General features: G+C 68.3%; 13 protein-coding genes and 1 pseudogene. 4 read left to right on the top strand and 10 right to left on the bottom strand.

Annotated elements, in window-relative coordinates:
- From ABDV69_RS05700 to nadA, 4 genes and pseudogenes are all read right to left on the bottom strand, one after another.
- A pseudogene (locus tag ABDV69_RS05700) lies at window positions 1–364 on the bottom strand (hypothetical protein); the annotation flags it as partial.
- 242 nt (window positions 365–606) lie between these two features.
- Window positions 607–1,464 carry a carboxylating nicotinate-nucleotide diphosphorylase gene (nadC, locus tag ABDV69_RS05695; RefSeq protein ID WP_343572454.1) on the bottom strand — a complete coding sequence of 286 codons (858 nt, stop codon included), beginning with the start codon at window positions 1,462–1,464 and terminating at the stop codon, window positions 607–609.
- On the bottom strand, window positions 1,461–3,047 hold the full coding sequence (locus tag ABDV69_RS05690) for an L-aspartate oxidase (RefSeq protein WP_343572392.1): 1,587 nt from the start codon (window positions 3,045–3,047) through the stop codon (window positions 1,461–1,463). The genes nadC and ABDV69_RS05690 overlap by 4 nt, the downstream gene beginning before the upstream one ends.
- A complete protein-coding gene (nadA, locus tag ABDV69_RS05685) occupies window positions 3,044–4,117 on the bottom strand; it encodes a quinolinate synthase NadA (protein WP_343572391.1) in 1,074 nt (357 codons plus the stop codon). Before nadA ends, ABDV69_RS05690 begins: the two co-directional genes overlap by 4 nt.
- 50 nt (window positions 4,118–4,167) lie before the next feature.
- On the opposite strand from nadA, the gene ABDV69_RS05680 reads away from it, so the two are divergent.
- From ABDV69_RS05680 to ABDV69_RS05670, 3 genes are all read left to right on the top strand, one after another.
- Window positions 4,168–4,878: an NUDIX domain-containing protein gene (locus tag ABDV69_RS05680; RefSeq protein ID WP_343572390.1), complete on the top strand. Its 711-nt coding sequence runs from the start codon at window positions 4,168–4,170 to the stop codon at window positions 4,876–4,878.
- Between the two features lie 62 nt (window positions 4,879–4,940).
- Window positions 4,941–6,278, top strand: coding sequence for a lipase family protein (locus ABDV69_RS05675; RefSeq protein WP_343572389.1), 1,338 nt, complete (start codon window positions 4,941–4,943; stop codon window positions 6,276–6,278).
- Window positions 6,279–6,800: 522 nt separating this feature from the next.
- Complete coding sequence (locus tag ABDV69_RS05670; protein WP_343572388.1) at window positions 6,801–7,193, top strand: PIN domain-containing protein; 393 nt, start codon at window positions 6,801–6,803, stop codon at window positions 7,191–7,193.
- Window positions 7,194–7,783: 590 nt separating this feature from the next.
- Here the strand turns inward: ABDV69_RS05670 and ABDV69_RS05665 are convergent.
- From ABDV69_RS05665 to bioB, 3 genes are read right to left on the bottom strand one after another with little or no spacing between them, the layout of a single operon-like run.
- Entirely contained in the window at window positions 7,784–8,386 is a 603-nt protein-coding gene (locus ABDV69_RS05665) for a DUF2567 domain-containing protein (RefSeq protein WP_343572452.1), read from the bottom strand.
- 11 nt (window positions 8,387–8,397) lie between these two features.
- Window positions 8,398–8,631: a hypothetical protein gene (locus tag ABDV69_RS05660; RefSeq protein ID WP_343572451.1), complete on the bottom strand. Its 234-nt coding sequence runs from the start codon at window positions 8,629–8,631 to the stop codon at window positions 8,398–8,400.
- Between the two features lie 6 nt (window positions 8,632–8,637).
- Window positions 8,638–9,672, bottom strand: coding sequence for a biotin synthase BioB (gene bioB / locus ABDV69_RS05655; RefSeq protein WP_343572386.1), 1,035 nt, complete (start codon window positions 9,670–9,672; stop codon window positions 8,638–8,640).
- 218 nt (window positions 9,673–9,890) lie between these two features.
- On the opposite strand from bioB, the gene ABDV69_RS05650 reads away from it, so the two are divergent.
- Window positions 9,891–11,078 carry an NAD-dependent formate dehydrogenase gene (locus tag ABDV69_RS05650; protein WP_343572385.1) on the top strand — a complete coding sequence of 396 codons (1,188 nt, stop codon included), beginning with the start codon at window positions 9,891–9,893 and terminating at the stop codon, window positions 11,076–11,078.
- Between the two features lies 1 nt (window position 11,079).
- On the opposite strand, the gene ABDV69_RS05645 is transcribed toward ABDV69_RS05650, so the two are convergent.
- Genes ABDV69_RS05645 through ABDV69_RS05635 form a run of 3 tightly spaced genes read right to left on the bottom strand, consistent with a single transcriptional unit; the run spans window position 11,080 to window position 13,414 of the window.
- Entirely contained in the window at window positions 11,080–11,589 is a 510-nt protein-coding gene (locus tag ABDV69_RS05645) for a 2'-5' RNA ligase family protein (protein WP_343572384.1), read from the bottom strand.
- Window positions 11,589–12,269 (bottom strand): dethiobiotin synthase, encoded by a 681-nt coding sequence (gene bioD, locus ABDV69_RS05640; RefSeq protein ID WP_343572382.1) that lies wholly within the window; start codon window positions 12,267–12,269, stop codon window positions 11,589–11,591. The genes ABDV69_RS05645 and bioD overlap by 1 nt, the downstream gene beginning before the upstream one ends.
- Entirely contained in the window at window positions 12,266–13,414 is a 1,149-nt protein-coding gene (locus ABDV69_RS05635) for an 8-amino-7-oxononanoate synthase (RefSeq protein ID WP_343572380.1), read from the bottom strand. Before ABDV69_RS05635 ends, bioD begins: the two co-directional genes overlap by 4 nt.
- Window positions 13,415–13,418 lie beyond the last annotated feature (4 nt).

Raw genomic sequence — 13,418 nt, 5'->3', positions numbered from 1 at the left:
GTACGGAAGGGTAGGGCCAGTTCTTCGGGGCGGCCACGGTGGCCCCCGCGAAATTGTCCGGCGCGGGTTGGATGTCGGTGACGACGAAGCTGTAGGGGAGGTATCCGCGCGAGTTGAGCGAGTTCAAATGATCGTCGATAGTCCCAGCTTCGTCGGGAGCGAACCCTGGCGTGACGATGTCATTTTTGCTTGCAGCGGGCTTGTTCGGGTCGGTCAGCTCAGCCATGATCGCGACCACATCATCAGGGGTGGGGGCAGGCCCGGTGCATGCGGGTTGCCCGTCGTCGCCGCAGTCTGCGTGTGCTGTTGCGGGTGCGGCGATCAGCGCCGCCGCCATCGTTGCGGTCGCGATACCGGAGAACAATCGCGCGTACATCTCACGACTTTAGTTTCGATTACGGTCGCGCAGTCGCGTCGAGGGCTGTGAGTTTTACTCAGTCAACCTTGAGGCTTGCTGATCAGCAAGACATGCTCTTGCCGTGCATGATGTAGCGGGTCGCGTTGTACCAGAAAGCGTTTAGCGCGGTCATGGCAGCATCGTGATCATCCAGTGCCCGTCTTGGCTAACCAACACAATCGGTCCAGGAGGGGGTGCTGCGACGCCCACTAGATGTCCAGGCCGATGTCGAGGACCCGCACTGAATGCGTGAGCGCCCCGACCGCGAGGTAGTCCACTCCGGTCCCGGCGTACTCGGCGGCGGTGTCCAGCGAAAGCCCGCCGGAGGACTCGAGTTGGGTGCCCGGTGACCGGTTGTCGCGACGCTGCACGGCAATCTGGGTCTGCCAGACCGGGAAATTGTCCAGCAACACCAATTCGGCTTTTTCGGAAAGGATTTGGTCGAGTTGCTCGAGCGAGTCGACCTCGACTTCGCAGGGCAGGTCGGGCGCGGCGGCCCGTACTGCGCGCAGGGCGGCCACTACCGATCCCGCGGCGGCCACATGGTTGTCCTTGATCAGCGCGGCATCGCCGAGGCCGAGTCGGTGGTTCAGGCCGCCGCCGACGCGCACCGCGTACTTCTGCAGGGAGCGCAGACCGGGCAGCGTCTTGCGGGTGTCACGGATCTTGGTCTTGGTGCCGTCCACCGCGGCCACCCACGCCGCGGTGGTGGTGGCGATCCCGGACAGGTGACAGACGAGGTTCAGCAGCGTGCGTTCGGCGGTCAGCAGGCCGCGCATCCGCGCTTCGACCGTCAACGCCGAATCACCGGGCTGCAAGCGCGCACCGTCGTCGACCCGGTTGACGATCCGGTATCCGTCGGCGCCCAGCACCTCGTCGAGAACGAGCAGGGCGACGTCCACCCCGGCGATCACCCCGGGTTCGCGGGTGATCAGCGACGCGGTGGTGGTCGCCCCAGCGGGCACCGTCGCCGATGTCGTGATGTCGGGCCCGCAGCGCAGGTCCTCGTCGAGCGCGCGCACGATCGTGGCGCGAGCCTCGACACGCTCGCTGTCGGACAGCATCAGCTGACCGCCGCCAGCTCGTCGACCTGCGGGCCGCAGTCGGCGGCCAGCCGGACGATCAGGCTGCCTGCGGGTGCCGGAGTCGGGTCCAGGTACTCGGCCCGGTGGTGGCAGCCCCTGCTTTCCTCGCGGGCCAGTGCGGCGGTCGCCACCGCGCGTGCGGCAACCGTCAACGCCGCGTCCTCGAGGCCGGCGCGAGTGGTGACCGCGGAAGTGGACGCGCACGACAACGTGTCGATCAGTCGGTGCAGGCCGTCGGCGTCGCGCACCACCGAGGCGTCGCGGCTCATCGCAGCCTGCAACTCGTCGCGAGCCAGCGCGCCGCAGTCGGCCGGCTCGGGGGCCGTCGCACGTACCCGGCCGACCAGCCCGGCGTGCTCGGCGGCCACCCGCCCGGCCCGCCCGCCGACCACCAGCCCTTCCAGGAGGCTGTTGGAGGCCAGCCGGTTGGCGCCATGCATTCCGGTCCGGGCGACCTCGCCGGCGGCGAACAGCCCCGGCAGTTCGGTGCGACCGCAGACATCGGTGACCACGCCACCACAGCTGTAGTGCGCACCGGGCGCCACCGGGATCGGCTGACGAACGGGGTCGATGCCCGCCCCCCGGCAGGCCGCGGCCACCGTCGGAAAGCGGCGCCCGAAGTCCTCGATGCCGCGGGCGTCGAGGAATACGCAGTCGTCGCCGAGCGCCCGCAGCCGGGCGTCGATGGCGCCGGCCACCACATCGCGCGGCGCCAGGTCACCCATTGGGTGCACACCTGCCATCACCGAATTACCTTGACTGTCAACCAAACTCGCGCCCTCACCGCGAATCGCTTCGGTGACCAACGGCCGACGGACACCATTGCGTCCGTCGAACAGCATCGTCGGGTGGAATTGGATGAACTCGATGTCGCCCACTGCGGCACCCGCCCAGAGCGCCAGCGCGACGCCGTCGCCGGTAGAGCCCTTGGGGTTGGTGGTCGCGCCGTAGAGTTGGCCGAGACCGCCGGTGGCCAGGATCACCGACGGCGCGTGTAGGGTCCCGATGCCTCGCCGATCGGCCACCAGCACACCGGTCACCGCAGCTGTTCCCGACGTGGTGTCGGGCAGCAACCGCAGCGCGGCGTGTTTGATCCGGATGTCCAGCGTGGCGGCGGCATGGTCGAGCGCGCGCTGCACTTCGGCGCCGGTGGCATCGCCGCCGGCATGCACGATGCGCCGACGGGAATGCCCGCCTTCACGGCTGAGCGCCCAGCCACCGGCGGCCGCTTCGTCGAATCGTGCTCCGTCGCCGACCAATTCGCTGACCGCCCGGTAGCCGTCGGCGACGATCGACGTCACCGCATCGGCGTCGCACAACCCGGCTCCGGCCGCGAGGGTATCCGCCACGTGAGCGTCGACCGAGTCGTCGGTGTGCGGCAGCACCACAGCGATGCCGCCCTGTGCGTAGTGGGTTGCGGTCACGCCCGGTTTACCGGCCGCCTTGCTCAACACGATCACCCGGGCGCCGGTCCGATGAGCGGCCAGCGCGGCGGCCAGTCCGCCGACACCGGTCCCGATCACGACGACGTCGGCGTGCTCTTCCCAGGCCGGGTAGCTACTCATTCGCCGCCGCCCGGTTGGCCGATGGCGATCATCCGCTGCACGCTGTGCCGCGCCCGTGCCGAGGTCTGCGCATCGACGTCGACTTCGTCGGAGCCCTCGACCAGGCAGCGCAGCAGCGCCGCGGGGGTGATCATCTTCATGTACTTGCACGAGGCGCGGTCGTTGACCGCTTGGAAGTCGGTGTCCGGCGCGGCATTACGCAGCTGGTACAGCATGCCGACCTCGGTGGCGACCAGCACCTGACGGGCCCGGGTCGCGCGGGCGGCGTCGAGCATGCCGCCGGTCGACAGGATCTTGACCCGTCCTTCCGGGAATGCGCCCTCGCCGGCCAGGTACAGCGCCGAGGTCGCGCAACCGCATTCGGGATGGACGAACAACTCGGCGTCCGGATGCCTGCGGGCCTGCTCGGTGAGCTCGTCGCCGTTGATGCCGGCGTGCACATGGCATTCGCCGGCCCAGACGTGCAGGTTATCCCGGCCCGTCATCCGTCGCACGTGCGCGCCGAGGAATTGGTCCGGGCAGAACAGCACCTCGCGATCGGCGTCGATAGAGGCGACCACGTCGACGGCGTTGGACGAGGTGCAACAGATGTCGGTGAGCGCCTTCACCGCAGCGGTGGTGTTGACGTATGAGACGACGACCGCTCCCGGGTGTTCGTCCTTCCAGGCCTGCAGGTCCTCGGGCGTGATCGAGTCGGCCAGCGAGCAGCCGGCTCGCTGATCAGGGATGAGCACCGTCTTGTCGGGGCTCAGTATTTTCGCGGTCTCGGCCATGAAGTGCACGCCGCAGAACACGATGGTGTCCTCGGGCGCCTCGGCGGCCACCCGGGACAGCGCCAGCGAGTCGCCGACATGGTCGGCGACATCCTGGATGGCCGGCAGCTGATAGTTGTGCGCCAAGATCGTGGCGTTCCGCAGCACGGCCAGCCGACGAACCTCGGCCGCCCATTGCTCGTCTCCCTCGATACCACCGAAACCATTGGGAGAGTTTGTGATTCCCGAGGCCAGATCGTTCGCCAGGTCAGTATCCAGTCCGTTTGACCGCAGATCGGTGCGATTCACGACTGCCATAGTCGGTCCTTTCGCCTCCCGGCTTGGGTTTTCGACTTATAATCGAAAACATGGCCAATGGTAGCACCGCGCACGAAGTGCTCGCTGTCGTATTCCAGGTTCGCGGGCTCGGAGCAGGCCCGAAGGCGCAGAAACCCCAGCTCAACGTCCTGCTGTGGCAACGCGCCCGGACTCCGCAGCGCGGTGCGTGGGCGCTGCCCGGCGGACGGTTACGCCACGACGAGGACATGACGACGTCGGTGCGGCGCCAGCTCGCCGAGAAGGTCGACCTGCGTGAGGTCGCTCATCTGGAGCAGCTTGCGGTGTTCTCCGAACCCGGGCGACTGCCCGACACCCGGACGATCGCATCGACCTTCCTGGGCCTGGTGCCCTCCCCCGCCATCCCGGAACTGCCGTCGGATACCAGTTGGCACCCCGTCACCTCGCTGCCGCCGATGGCGTTCGACCACGGGCCGATGGTCGAACACGCCCGCATCCGGCTGGTCGCCAAGATGTCGTACACGAATATCGGATTCGCTCTCGCGCCGACCGAATTCGTCTTGTCGACCTTGCGCGACATCTACAGCGCGACGCTGGGCCATCCGGTCGACACCACCAACCTGCAGCGTGTGCTGGCCCGCCGCGGGGTGATCAGCCCGACCGGAACCGTCGCCCAGTCCGGGCGCAGCGGTGGTCGTCCGGCAGCGTTGTACCGCTTCACGGATTCCCAGTTGCGCGTCACCGACGAATTCGCGGCGCTGCGACCTCCCGGTTCAGCGTGAGGTAGGCGACTCACCGGCGGGTCAACTGGATTCTTAAAGCACTCTTAAGCAACAATGCCCCGATGGACATTGGCAACCTTGCGACCTCGACCGGCGCCGAGTGGATCGGACGTGCGCCGCACGAAGGACTGCAGGCCAAGGCCCGACCGCAGCTGCCCACCGAGGACCCGTTCTACCAGCCGCCACCCGGTTACCAGCACGCCACCCCCGGCACGGTCCTGCGTTCGCGCGACGTTGAGCTGGCGTTTCTCGGGCTGATCCCGCAGCGGACGATGGCCACCCAGCTGCTGTACCGGACCACGGACATGAACGGCCGGCCCGAGGCGACCGCGACCACGGTGATCCTCCCCGCCGATGCCAGTCCTGACCGCCCCTGCCCGGTGCTGTCGTACCAGTGCGCGATCGACGCCGTGTCGTCGCGCTGCTTCCCGTCCTACGCGCTGCGCCGCCGCGCCAACGCGCTGGGATCGCTGGCCCAGCTGGAATTCCTGTTGATCTCCGCCGCGCTGGCCGAGGGCTGGGCGGTGTCGATCCCCGACCACGAAGGCCGCACCGGCATGTGGGGCGCGCCGTTCGAACCCGGCTACTTCATTCTGGACGGCATCCGGGCCGCGCTGGGTACCGAACGTCTGGGACTGTCCCGCTCGGCGCCGGTGGCGCTGTGGGGTTACTCCGGCGGTGGGCTGGCGACCGGTTGGGCCGCCGAGTTGTGCGCCGACTACGCGCCCGAGCTGGACATCGTCGGCGCGGTCCTCGGGTCACCGGTCGGCGACCTCGGCCACACCTTCCGCCGGCTCAACGGCAGCTTCTTGTCCGGTCTGCCCGCGATGGTGGTCGCCGCGCTGGTGCACATCTACCCCGACCTGAACCAGGTGATCGACGAGCACGCCAGTGACGAGGGTCGCGCTCTGCTGCGACGGCTGGAGAGCATGACGACGGTCGGCGCGGTGATCCGGATGGTCAAGAAAGACTTGGGCAATTATCTCGACCGGCCGCTGGACGAGATTTTGACGATGCCCGAGGTTCAGCACGTCTTCGACAGCATCAGGCTGGGCGCCAAGGTGCCCACGCCGCCGGTGCTGATCGTGCAGGCGGTGCACGACTACCTGATCGACGTCGAGGACATCGACCGGTTGGCCGACGCCTACTCGGCCGGCGGTGCCGACGTCACCTACCACCGTGACGCGTTCAACGAGCACCTGCTGCTGCACCCGCTGTCGGCGCCGATGACGCTGCGCTGGTTGCGGGACCGTTTTACCCGACGGCCGTTGACCGATCACCTGATCCGGACGAAATGGCCGACGATGTTCAACCCGATGACCTACGTCGGGATGGCGCGACTGGGCGTGATCGCCGCCAAAGTCATCACCGGGAAGTCGGTGCACCGCCGTCCGCTATGACGGCGTCGCGCCATCCGGGGCACCGATTCGCTGTGTCGCTCGGCGTAGGTGTTCGTCTTCGAACGAGGACCCATGTATGTGACAGCGAGGACCGGGCTGATGCGCATACCGGACCGCTGAATTTGTCCAACTCCGCTCGGTTTGCTGGCGGAGTGCACGTATTCCAAACGTGCGGTATTCGTCGAACGAATGTGACGGTCATCTGTCGGCGGGTGTTTGGGACGCTCGGACAGCTGATCTGAACATCAGAACATGATATTCTGATGTCATGCGGGAAATGACTGCTTCCGAAGCATCTCGGAACTTCTCGGCGGTCCTTGATTCTGTGGAGCACGGTGAAACCGTCGTGGTCACTCGATCAGGTCGGCGCATCGCGTCAATCGCGCCTGCGCCCGCGGCGACGGGTGCGGTGTTGAATGCGGTGCTTGCCCGATGGCGCGGGTCCGCCGCCCTTGACGACGCATTCTCTGAGTCGATTGGCACTGCGCGCGCCGCCGCATCGATCGAGGATGACCGCGACCCGTGGACCGCTTGATCCTCGACACCGGCGTTCTCGTCGCTGCCGTCCGTGGCCGAGCCACGATCCCCGATGACGCCGACGTCGTCATGCCCGCGATTGTCATCGCCGAATATCTTGCTGGCGTGCACCTGGATCCGGACGCCGGTCGCCAGGCAGCGCAACGCACCTTCCTCGATCACGTTGTCGCTGTCATACCGGTCTGCGCCTACGACCGGACGGTGGCCGAGCACCATGCAGACCTGCTAGCCCACACCGCCCGCCAAGGCCGACGCCGAGGCCCCCATGACCTCATCGTTGCCGCCACCGCCCGCGCCACCGACCGCACCATTCTCACGACGGACATGCAGGCGAGGTTCGGTGAGTTGCCCGACGTCACCGCGCGCATCATCAGCTGAACGCGCGAGACTTTGGCACTCGGTTCAAGATCGATCTGGCGTGGCGTTGCAATGGATGCAACATTATCCGGGCGCCAATCCGACCGCGATCGGCGTCGGCGGAAAACCACGTTTAGCCGTTGCACCAGTCGGTGACCCGACGTTTTGAACCTTCGCATAGCCGAAACATGTTGAGTCAGGCCCGGCCCCATCAGCAATGTCTCGGACACGGCGCATCTCATCGCCGCACATCGAGCCAGCGAATCCGCACGCGCCGACGCACTGTTCCGCGATGCTCTCGCTAACCGGCTCGCAGGGGTGAAGGGCCGCGACATCATCGCCGCTGCATTACCGATGCTGAGCGACAGCTGGCCGGTGGTATCACGAACGAAGCTGATCGACGACCTCATCACTGACGCCATCGCGCGCGGCTGACTAACCAATCAGGATCGCTGTGGTCACACTTATCCGGGCAAGAGCACCTACGAATGATTCGCCGGGTTGGCCCGCATGCTGCCTATCACTGCCCGTACGGCGTGCCTGCCGAGTGTGCGTAGGCGACAAACGGAACCGGCCTTCAAGCTCATTTCGAATTCTATCGGGCTTCAGTTTCAGTCACGTGCCAAAGTATCGCTCTCAGCGCTGCCAACTCGCGGACGAATCGACCCGCCGGGCGGAAACCCGCCGAGGTCGTCGCGCGCGGTCGCTGCGACCGGCACCGCGTACACCAGTGCCGCGGTGGCCGCGGGCAGCAGCAGCGTGCAAGCCATCTGCAACCACGAGGGGCCGAAGAACACCGGAGACGCCTGCGTGAAGTAGTGCAGCTGATCGGGCTTCAGCGGTATCGTAGCGAAATCGACTGTGCCATAACGTAAGTGGGCCACCAGGACGCCCACACCGGTCGCGGCGCCGGCCGCGACTAGCATGCCGGCGCACAGCGCCGCGACCATCCCCGGTCCGCGATGCGCCCGCCACTGCCAGGCCAGCACCGCCGCGACGGCGGCGACGACGTTGAGCATCCCGAGCATCAGGAACGCGGCGACGAAGAAGTGCTCGGACTCCGGACCCCCGTATTCGTGCAGCCGCTCCCCGCTGTGCGTCAGCAGCACCACACCTCTGATCGGCGGCGCCAGCAAGGCCCACAGGGCACCGACGAGCACACCGACCGGCACCAGGCCCGCGACGACCGTGATCGCCGCGCGTCGCCGACACATCCGCGGATCGGTCATCGGCGCGCCTCGAGTTCGGCGGAATCGAGGCGCCCGTGCCGCGAACATTTGGCCCACCAGCCGTCGGGCCGCACCTGCACCACCATCCGGCGGCCACACTCGGCGCAGAACCGGGGCGGCTCCAGGCCCAGTTGCGCCGCCGTCGGGATGGCGGCACCGTCCGCGGACGGCTGGCCCGTGTAGGTGTTGTAGACGCCGGCGCCGACCGGAGCGGGCAGATCGTGGACCATCACGCGCTACAGGGTGGCGTTGAGCGCCTTGATCGGCATCTGCAGGTCGTCGAGCAACTCCAGATCGGCCTCGGCGGGACGCCCCAGCGTGGTCAGGTAGTTGCCGACGATCACCGCGTTGATGCCGCCCAGGATGCCCTGCTTGGCGCCCAGGTCGCCCAGCGTGATCTCGCGCCCACCGGCGAACCGCAGCATGGTCCGCGGCAGGGCCAACCGGAACGCCGCCACCGCCTTGAGCGCTTCGCTGGCCGGCAGCACCTCGAGGTCGCCGAACGGCGTGCCGGGTCGGGGGTTGAGGAAGTTCAGCGGCACCTCGTCGGGGTCCAGTTCGGCCAGGTTGGCGGCGAACTCGGCGCGTTGCTCGAGCGTCTCGCCCATGCCGAGAATGCCGCCGCAGCAGACCTCCATGCCGGCCTCGCGCACCATCGACAGCGTCTCCCAGCGCTCTTCCCAGCTGTGGGTGGTGACGACATTGGGGAAGAACGAACGGGCCGTCTCCAGGTTGTGGTTGTAGCGGTGCACACCCATCGCGGCGAGCCGCTCGACCTGCTCGGCGTTCAGCATGCCCAGCGAACAGGCGATCTGGATGTCGACAGCGTCGCGGATGGCCTCGATGCCCGCGGCCACCTGCGCCAGCAGCCGCTCGTCGGGTCCGCGCACGGCGGCGACGATGCAGAACTCGGTGGCGCCCGACTTCGCGGTCTGCTTGGCCGCCTCGACCAGGCTGGGGATGTCCAGCCATGCGCTGCGCACCGGCGAGGCGAACAACCCCGACTGGGAGCAAAAGTGACAATCCTCGGGGCAGCCACCGGTTTTCAGGCTGATGATGCCTTCCACCTCGACCTCGGGACCGCAGTGCGCCATCCGCACCTCGTGCGCCAGCGCCAGCAACTCTTCGAGCCGCTCGTCGGGCAGCTGCAGCACCTCGAGCACCTGCTGCCGGCTCAGCCCCTGGCCGCCCTCAAGCACCTGTCGGCGCGCCACCGCCAGGATGTCGGTGCTGTCGGTGTCGGACGTTGGCCGCGTCGCCGCCTGAGTCACCAGCTACTCCTTAGGTCGTTGCGGTTGTCCCGGCCGCGCACACAGCACGGGTGTCGCTCCCGGCTCATCACAACCAGCGTTGAACGGTGCCCAGGCTAGGCTAGCGGTGTGCACCTGCACAAACGTCATGTGGTCGCGTCGTCAACTGACCCTGCATCGTCTTTCGGGATCGCGGTGGTGAAAGCTGGGGTGATCCCGCGGCGTCGAAGGAGACTGTGATGGCCAAAATTCTGCTTGTGCTCTATCCGGATCCGGTCACCGGCTATCCCCCGGTGTACGCGCGGGACGGGATTCCGTCGATCCAGGGCTACCCGGACGGCCAGACTGTGCCCACCCCGTCGGCGATCGACTTCACCCCCGGCGAGCTGCTGGGCTGCGTGTCCGGCGCGCTCGGGTTGCGCAAGTACCTCGAGGACGGCGGTCATCAACTGGTCGTCACGTCCGACAAGGAGGGACCCGACTCGGAGTTCGAGCGAGAACTGCCCGACGCCGATGTGGTGATCTCCCAACCGTTTTGGCCGGCCTATCTGACCGCCGAGCGAATCGCCAAGGCGAAGAACCTTAAACTGGCGCTGACCGCCGGGATCGGCTCGGACCACGTCGACCTGGACGCGGCGATTTCCCGCGGCCTCACGGTCGCCGAGGTCACGTTCTGCAACAGCATCAGTGTCGCCGAGCACGCGGTGATGCAAATCCTGACACTGGTCCGCAACTTCGTGCCCTCCCACCAGTGGGTGGTCGACGGCGGCTGGAACATCGCCGACTGCGTCGCGCGCGCCTACGACGTCGAAGGCATGGACGTCGGGGTGATCGCCGCCGGCCGGATCGGCCAAGCCGTGTTGCGCCGGATGGCGCCCTTCGAAGTCAACCTGCATTACACCGATACCCGTCGGCTGCCGGAGAGCCTCGAAAAAGAGTTAGGCGTCACCTATCACCCCGACGCCGCGGCGCTGGCGCGCTCGGTCGACGTGGTGTCCATCCACGCTCCGCTGCATCCGCAGACCTATCACCTGTTCGACGAGCAGCTGCTGGCGTCGATGCGCCGCGGCTCCTACATCGTCAACACCGCGCGCGCCGAGATCTGTGTGCGCGATGCGGTGGTGGCGGCATTGGAGAGCGGTCAGCTGGCCGGCTACGCGGGCGACGTCTGGTATCCGCAGCCACCGCCGGCCGACCACCCCTGGCGCATGATGCGGAATGAAGCCATGACGCCACACGTCTCGGGGACGACGCTGTCGGCGCAGGCGCGCTACGCCGCGGGCACCCGGGAGATTCTCGAGGACTTCTTCGCCGACAAGCCGATTCGCGACGAGTACCTGATCGTGTCGGGCGGGGCGCTGGCCGGTACCGGCAAGGCGTCCTACACCGCGGGTGGTGACGCGAGCCCGGGCAGCAGCGGCAGGTAGGTCAGCCGATCGGGTACTCGACGCGGTCGGTGCCGTCCCAACGACGCAACCCGGCCAGGCGGCCCCGGATCTCTGCGGGCTGACCCGCCAGGCCCAGCACCGCTCCGAGTTGGGCGCCTTCGATGCGGCGGGCCAGTGTGACGTGCGCGGTCCAGTGGCCGGGCAGGCTGTGCGGTAGTGGGCCGGGCCGCAGATGTGGCCCGCACACCCGGTGTACCGCGGCGTGCAGGGCGAGCAGCGCCGTGGTCGGCACGACGAGTCGGGCGAGCACCGCGTTCGATTGCCCGAACAACACCGGCGCCCCAACGTCGCAGGCCAGCGGCAGCCGTTGCGCGATCGGCCGGAGTAGCTCGTCGACATCGGGCGAAATCCGTTCGGCCACAGCGACTGTCACATGCGGCCGGCCCGCCGGAAGACGGCTCGGTAGGTCGGCGGCGGCCAGGTCGTCCCAGATCCGTCGCAACCTCGCCTCGGTATCGGGATCGAACAGCAGCTCGACCGAGTGCACCATCAGCGAATCAAACTTCTCACCCAGTCCCGGTCGAACGCGTGTGCGCTCATCGCGGTGAACTCGGCGACGCTCAGCTGACCGGCGCCCGCGGGCAGCTCGGCACGCATCGGCCCGAGTCGCACCAACGCCGACCTGTTGGACGCCTCCACCACACCTGGCGGCAGCGGCCAGTTGCCGATCACCAGGCCTACGCAGCAAAGATTATGCGCCGCGAGGGATTCCAGCGTCAGCGCGGTGTGGTTCAGGGTTCCGAGCTCGGCGGTGGTGACCACCAGCACCGCCGCTCCCAGGTCGGCGGCGAGATCGCGTAACGTCACACCGCCGTCGGCGAGCTGGACGAGCAAACCGCCGGCACCCTCGACCAGCGTCAGCTGCCCCGGTTGATCCACCGCGTCGACGAGTTTCACTATGGTGCGTTTGCTGGGCAACGCCTGTCCGGCCCGCTCCGCGGCGGCCAACGGCGCCATCGGCTCTGGATAGCGGGCCAGGCCGACCACCCGGCTGATCCCGGTCAGTCGGGTCACCTCGGCGAGGTCGTCGTCGCCGGCGGCGGTCCCGGTTTGCACCGGCTTGCAGACGGCCACCGGGATACCGGCCTGTCGGGCGGCCGCTGCCAGGGCCGCAGTGGCGACGGTTTTGCCGACCCCGGTCCCTGTCCCGGTGACGACCAGAACTGTCAACGCCGTGCGGTGGCCAGCACGTCGGTCAGCACCGCGCGGGCCAGCTCGAGGTCGTCGTGGTCCAGCGACGCGCGCGCGGTCAGGCGCAGACGCGAGGTGCCGGTCGGCACGGTCGGCGGCCGGAAGCAGCCCACCCGGACGCCGGCGTCCAGGCAGGCCGTCGCGGCGGCCAGCGCCACCGCCGGCTCGCCGAGGATCACCGACACGACTGCGGACTGCGGCACCTGGCCGACATCGCAGATGTCGGCCAGGGCGGCCGCGTGCCGTAGCACCGCCTCGGGCCGCCACGACTCGCGGTGCAGAACCCGCAGCGCGGCCAGCGCGGCACCGACCGCCGCCGGCGCCAGACCGGTGTCGAAGATGAACGGCCGGGCGGCGTCGATGAGGTGGTCGCGCACCGCGACAGAGCCCAGCACCGCACCGCCCTGGCTGCCGAACGCCTTGGACAGCGTCGTGGTCATCACCACGTCGGGCGCGCCGGCCAAGCCCAGCTCGTGCAGCAGGCCGCGTCCGCCGCTGCCGCGCACACCCAATCCGTGGGCCTCGTCGACGATCAGCAGCGCCCGGTGCCGGCGGCAGACCTCGTGCAGGTCGCCGATCGGAGCCAGGGCGCCGTCGGTGGAGAACACCGACTCGGTGATGACGACCGCCCGTTCCTCGTCGCGTGCGGCCAGCGCCGCGTCGACGGCGTCGACGTCGCGGTGCGGCGCAACCACGACCCGGGCCCGGGACAGCCGGCATGCGTCGACCAGAGAGGCGTGCGACAGCGCGTCGGAGACCAGCAGCGAACCGGGACCGGAGAGCCCGACCACCGCGCCCTGGTTGGCGGTGTAGCCCGACGAGAACACCAAACCGGCTGCGGCGCCCACGAACTCGGCGAGGTTGGACTCCAGCTCCTCATGCAGCGACGTGTTGCCGGTGACCAGTCGCGAGCCGGTCGCGCCGGCGCCCCAAGTGCGCAGTGCGTCGACACCGCCTTCGATGACTTGCGCGTGCTGCGAGAGGCCGAGGTAGTCGTTGGACGCCAGATCGAGTTCGGTCGCCACCGCTGGGCGCGGCCGCAGCGCGCGCCGCAGCCCGGCCTGCCGGCGCTGCTCGGCATGCGCCTCCAGCCAGGCCAGCGGGGAAGTTTCGATCTGCGTCATCGCC

This window comes from Mycobacterium sp., from assembly GCF_039583785.1.
Lineage (GTDB): Bacteria > Actinomycetota > Actinomycetes > Mycobacteriales > Mycobacteriaceae > Mycobacterium.
The sequence above is the reverse complement of the archived record's forward strand: the minus strand, read 5'-3'. Positions and strand labels throughout refer to the sequence as shown.

Coding starts and splice junctions, on each gene's coding strand:
- ABDV69_RS05690 (WP_343572392.1), bottom strand. CDS start 3,047: ATGAGTAGCTACCCGGCCTGGGAAGAGCACGCCGACGTCGTCGTGATC.
- nadA (WP_343572391.1), bottom strand. CDS start 4,117: ATGGCAGTCGTGAATCGCACCGATCTGCGGTCAAACGGACTGGATACT.
- ABDV69_RS05680 (WP_343572390.1), top strand. CDS start 4,168: ATGGCCAATGGTAGCACCGCGCACGAAGTGCTCGCTGTCGTATTCCAG.
- ABDV69_RS05675 (WP_343572389.1), top strand. CDS start 4,941: ATGGACATTGGCAACCTTGCGACCTCGACCGGCGCCGAGTGGATCGGA.
- ABDV69_RS05665 (WP_343572452.1), bottom strand. CDS start 8,386: ATGTGTCGGCGACGCGCGGCGATCACGGTCGTCGCGGGCCTGGTGCCG.
- ABDV69_RS05660 (WP_343572451.1), bottom strand. CDS start 8,631: ATGGTCCACGATCTGCCCGCTCCGGTCGGCGCCGGCGTCTACAACACC.
- ABDV69_RS05650 (WP_343572385.1), top strand. CDS start 9,891: ATGGCCAAAATTCTGCTTGTGCTCTATCCGGATCCGGTCACCGGCTAT.
- ABDV69_RS05645 (WP_343572384.1), bottom strand. CDS start 11,589: ATGGTGCACTCGGTCGAGCTGCTGTTCGATCCCGATACCGAGGCGAGG.
- ABDV69_RS05635 (WP_343572380.1), bottom strand. CDS start 13,414: ATGACGCAGATCGAAACTTCCCCGCTGGCCTGGCTGGAGGCGCATGCC.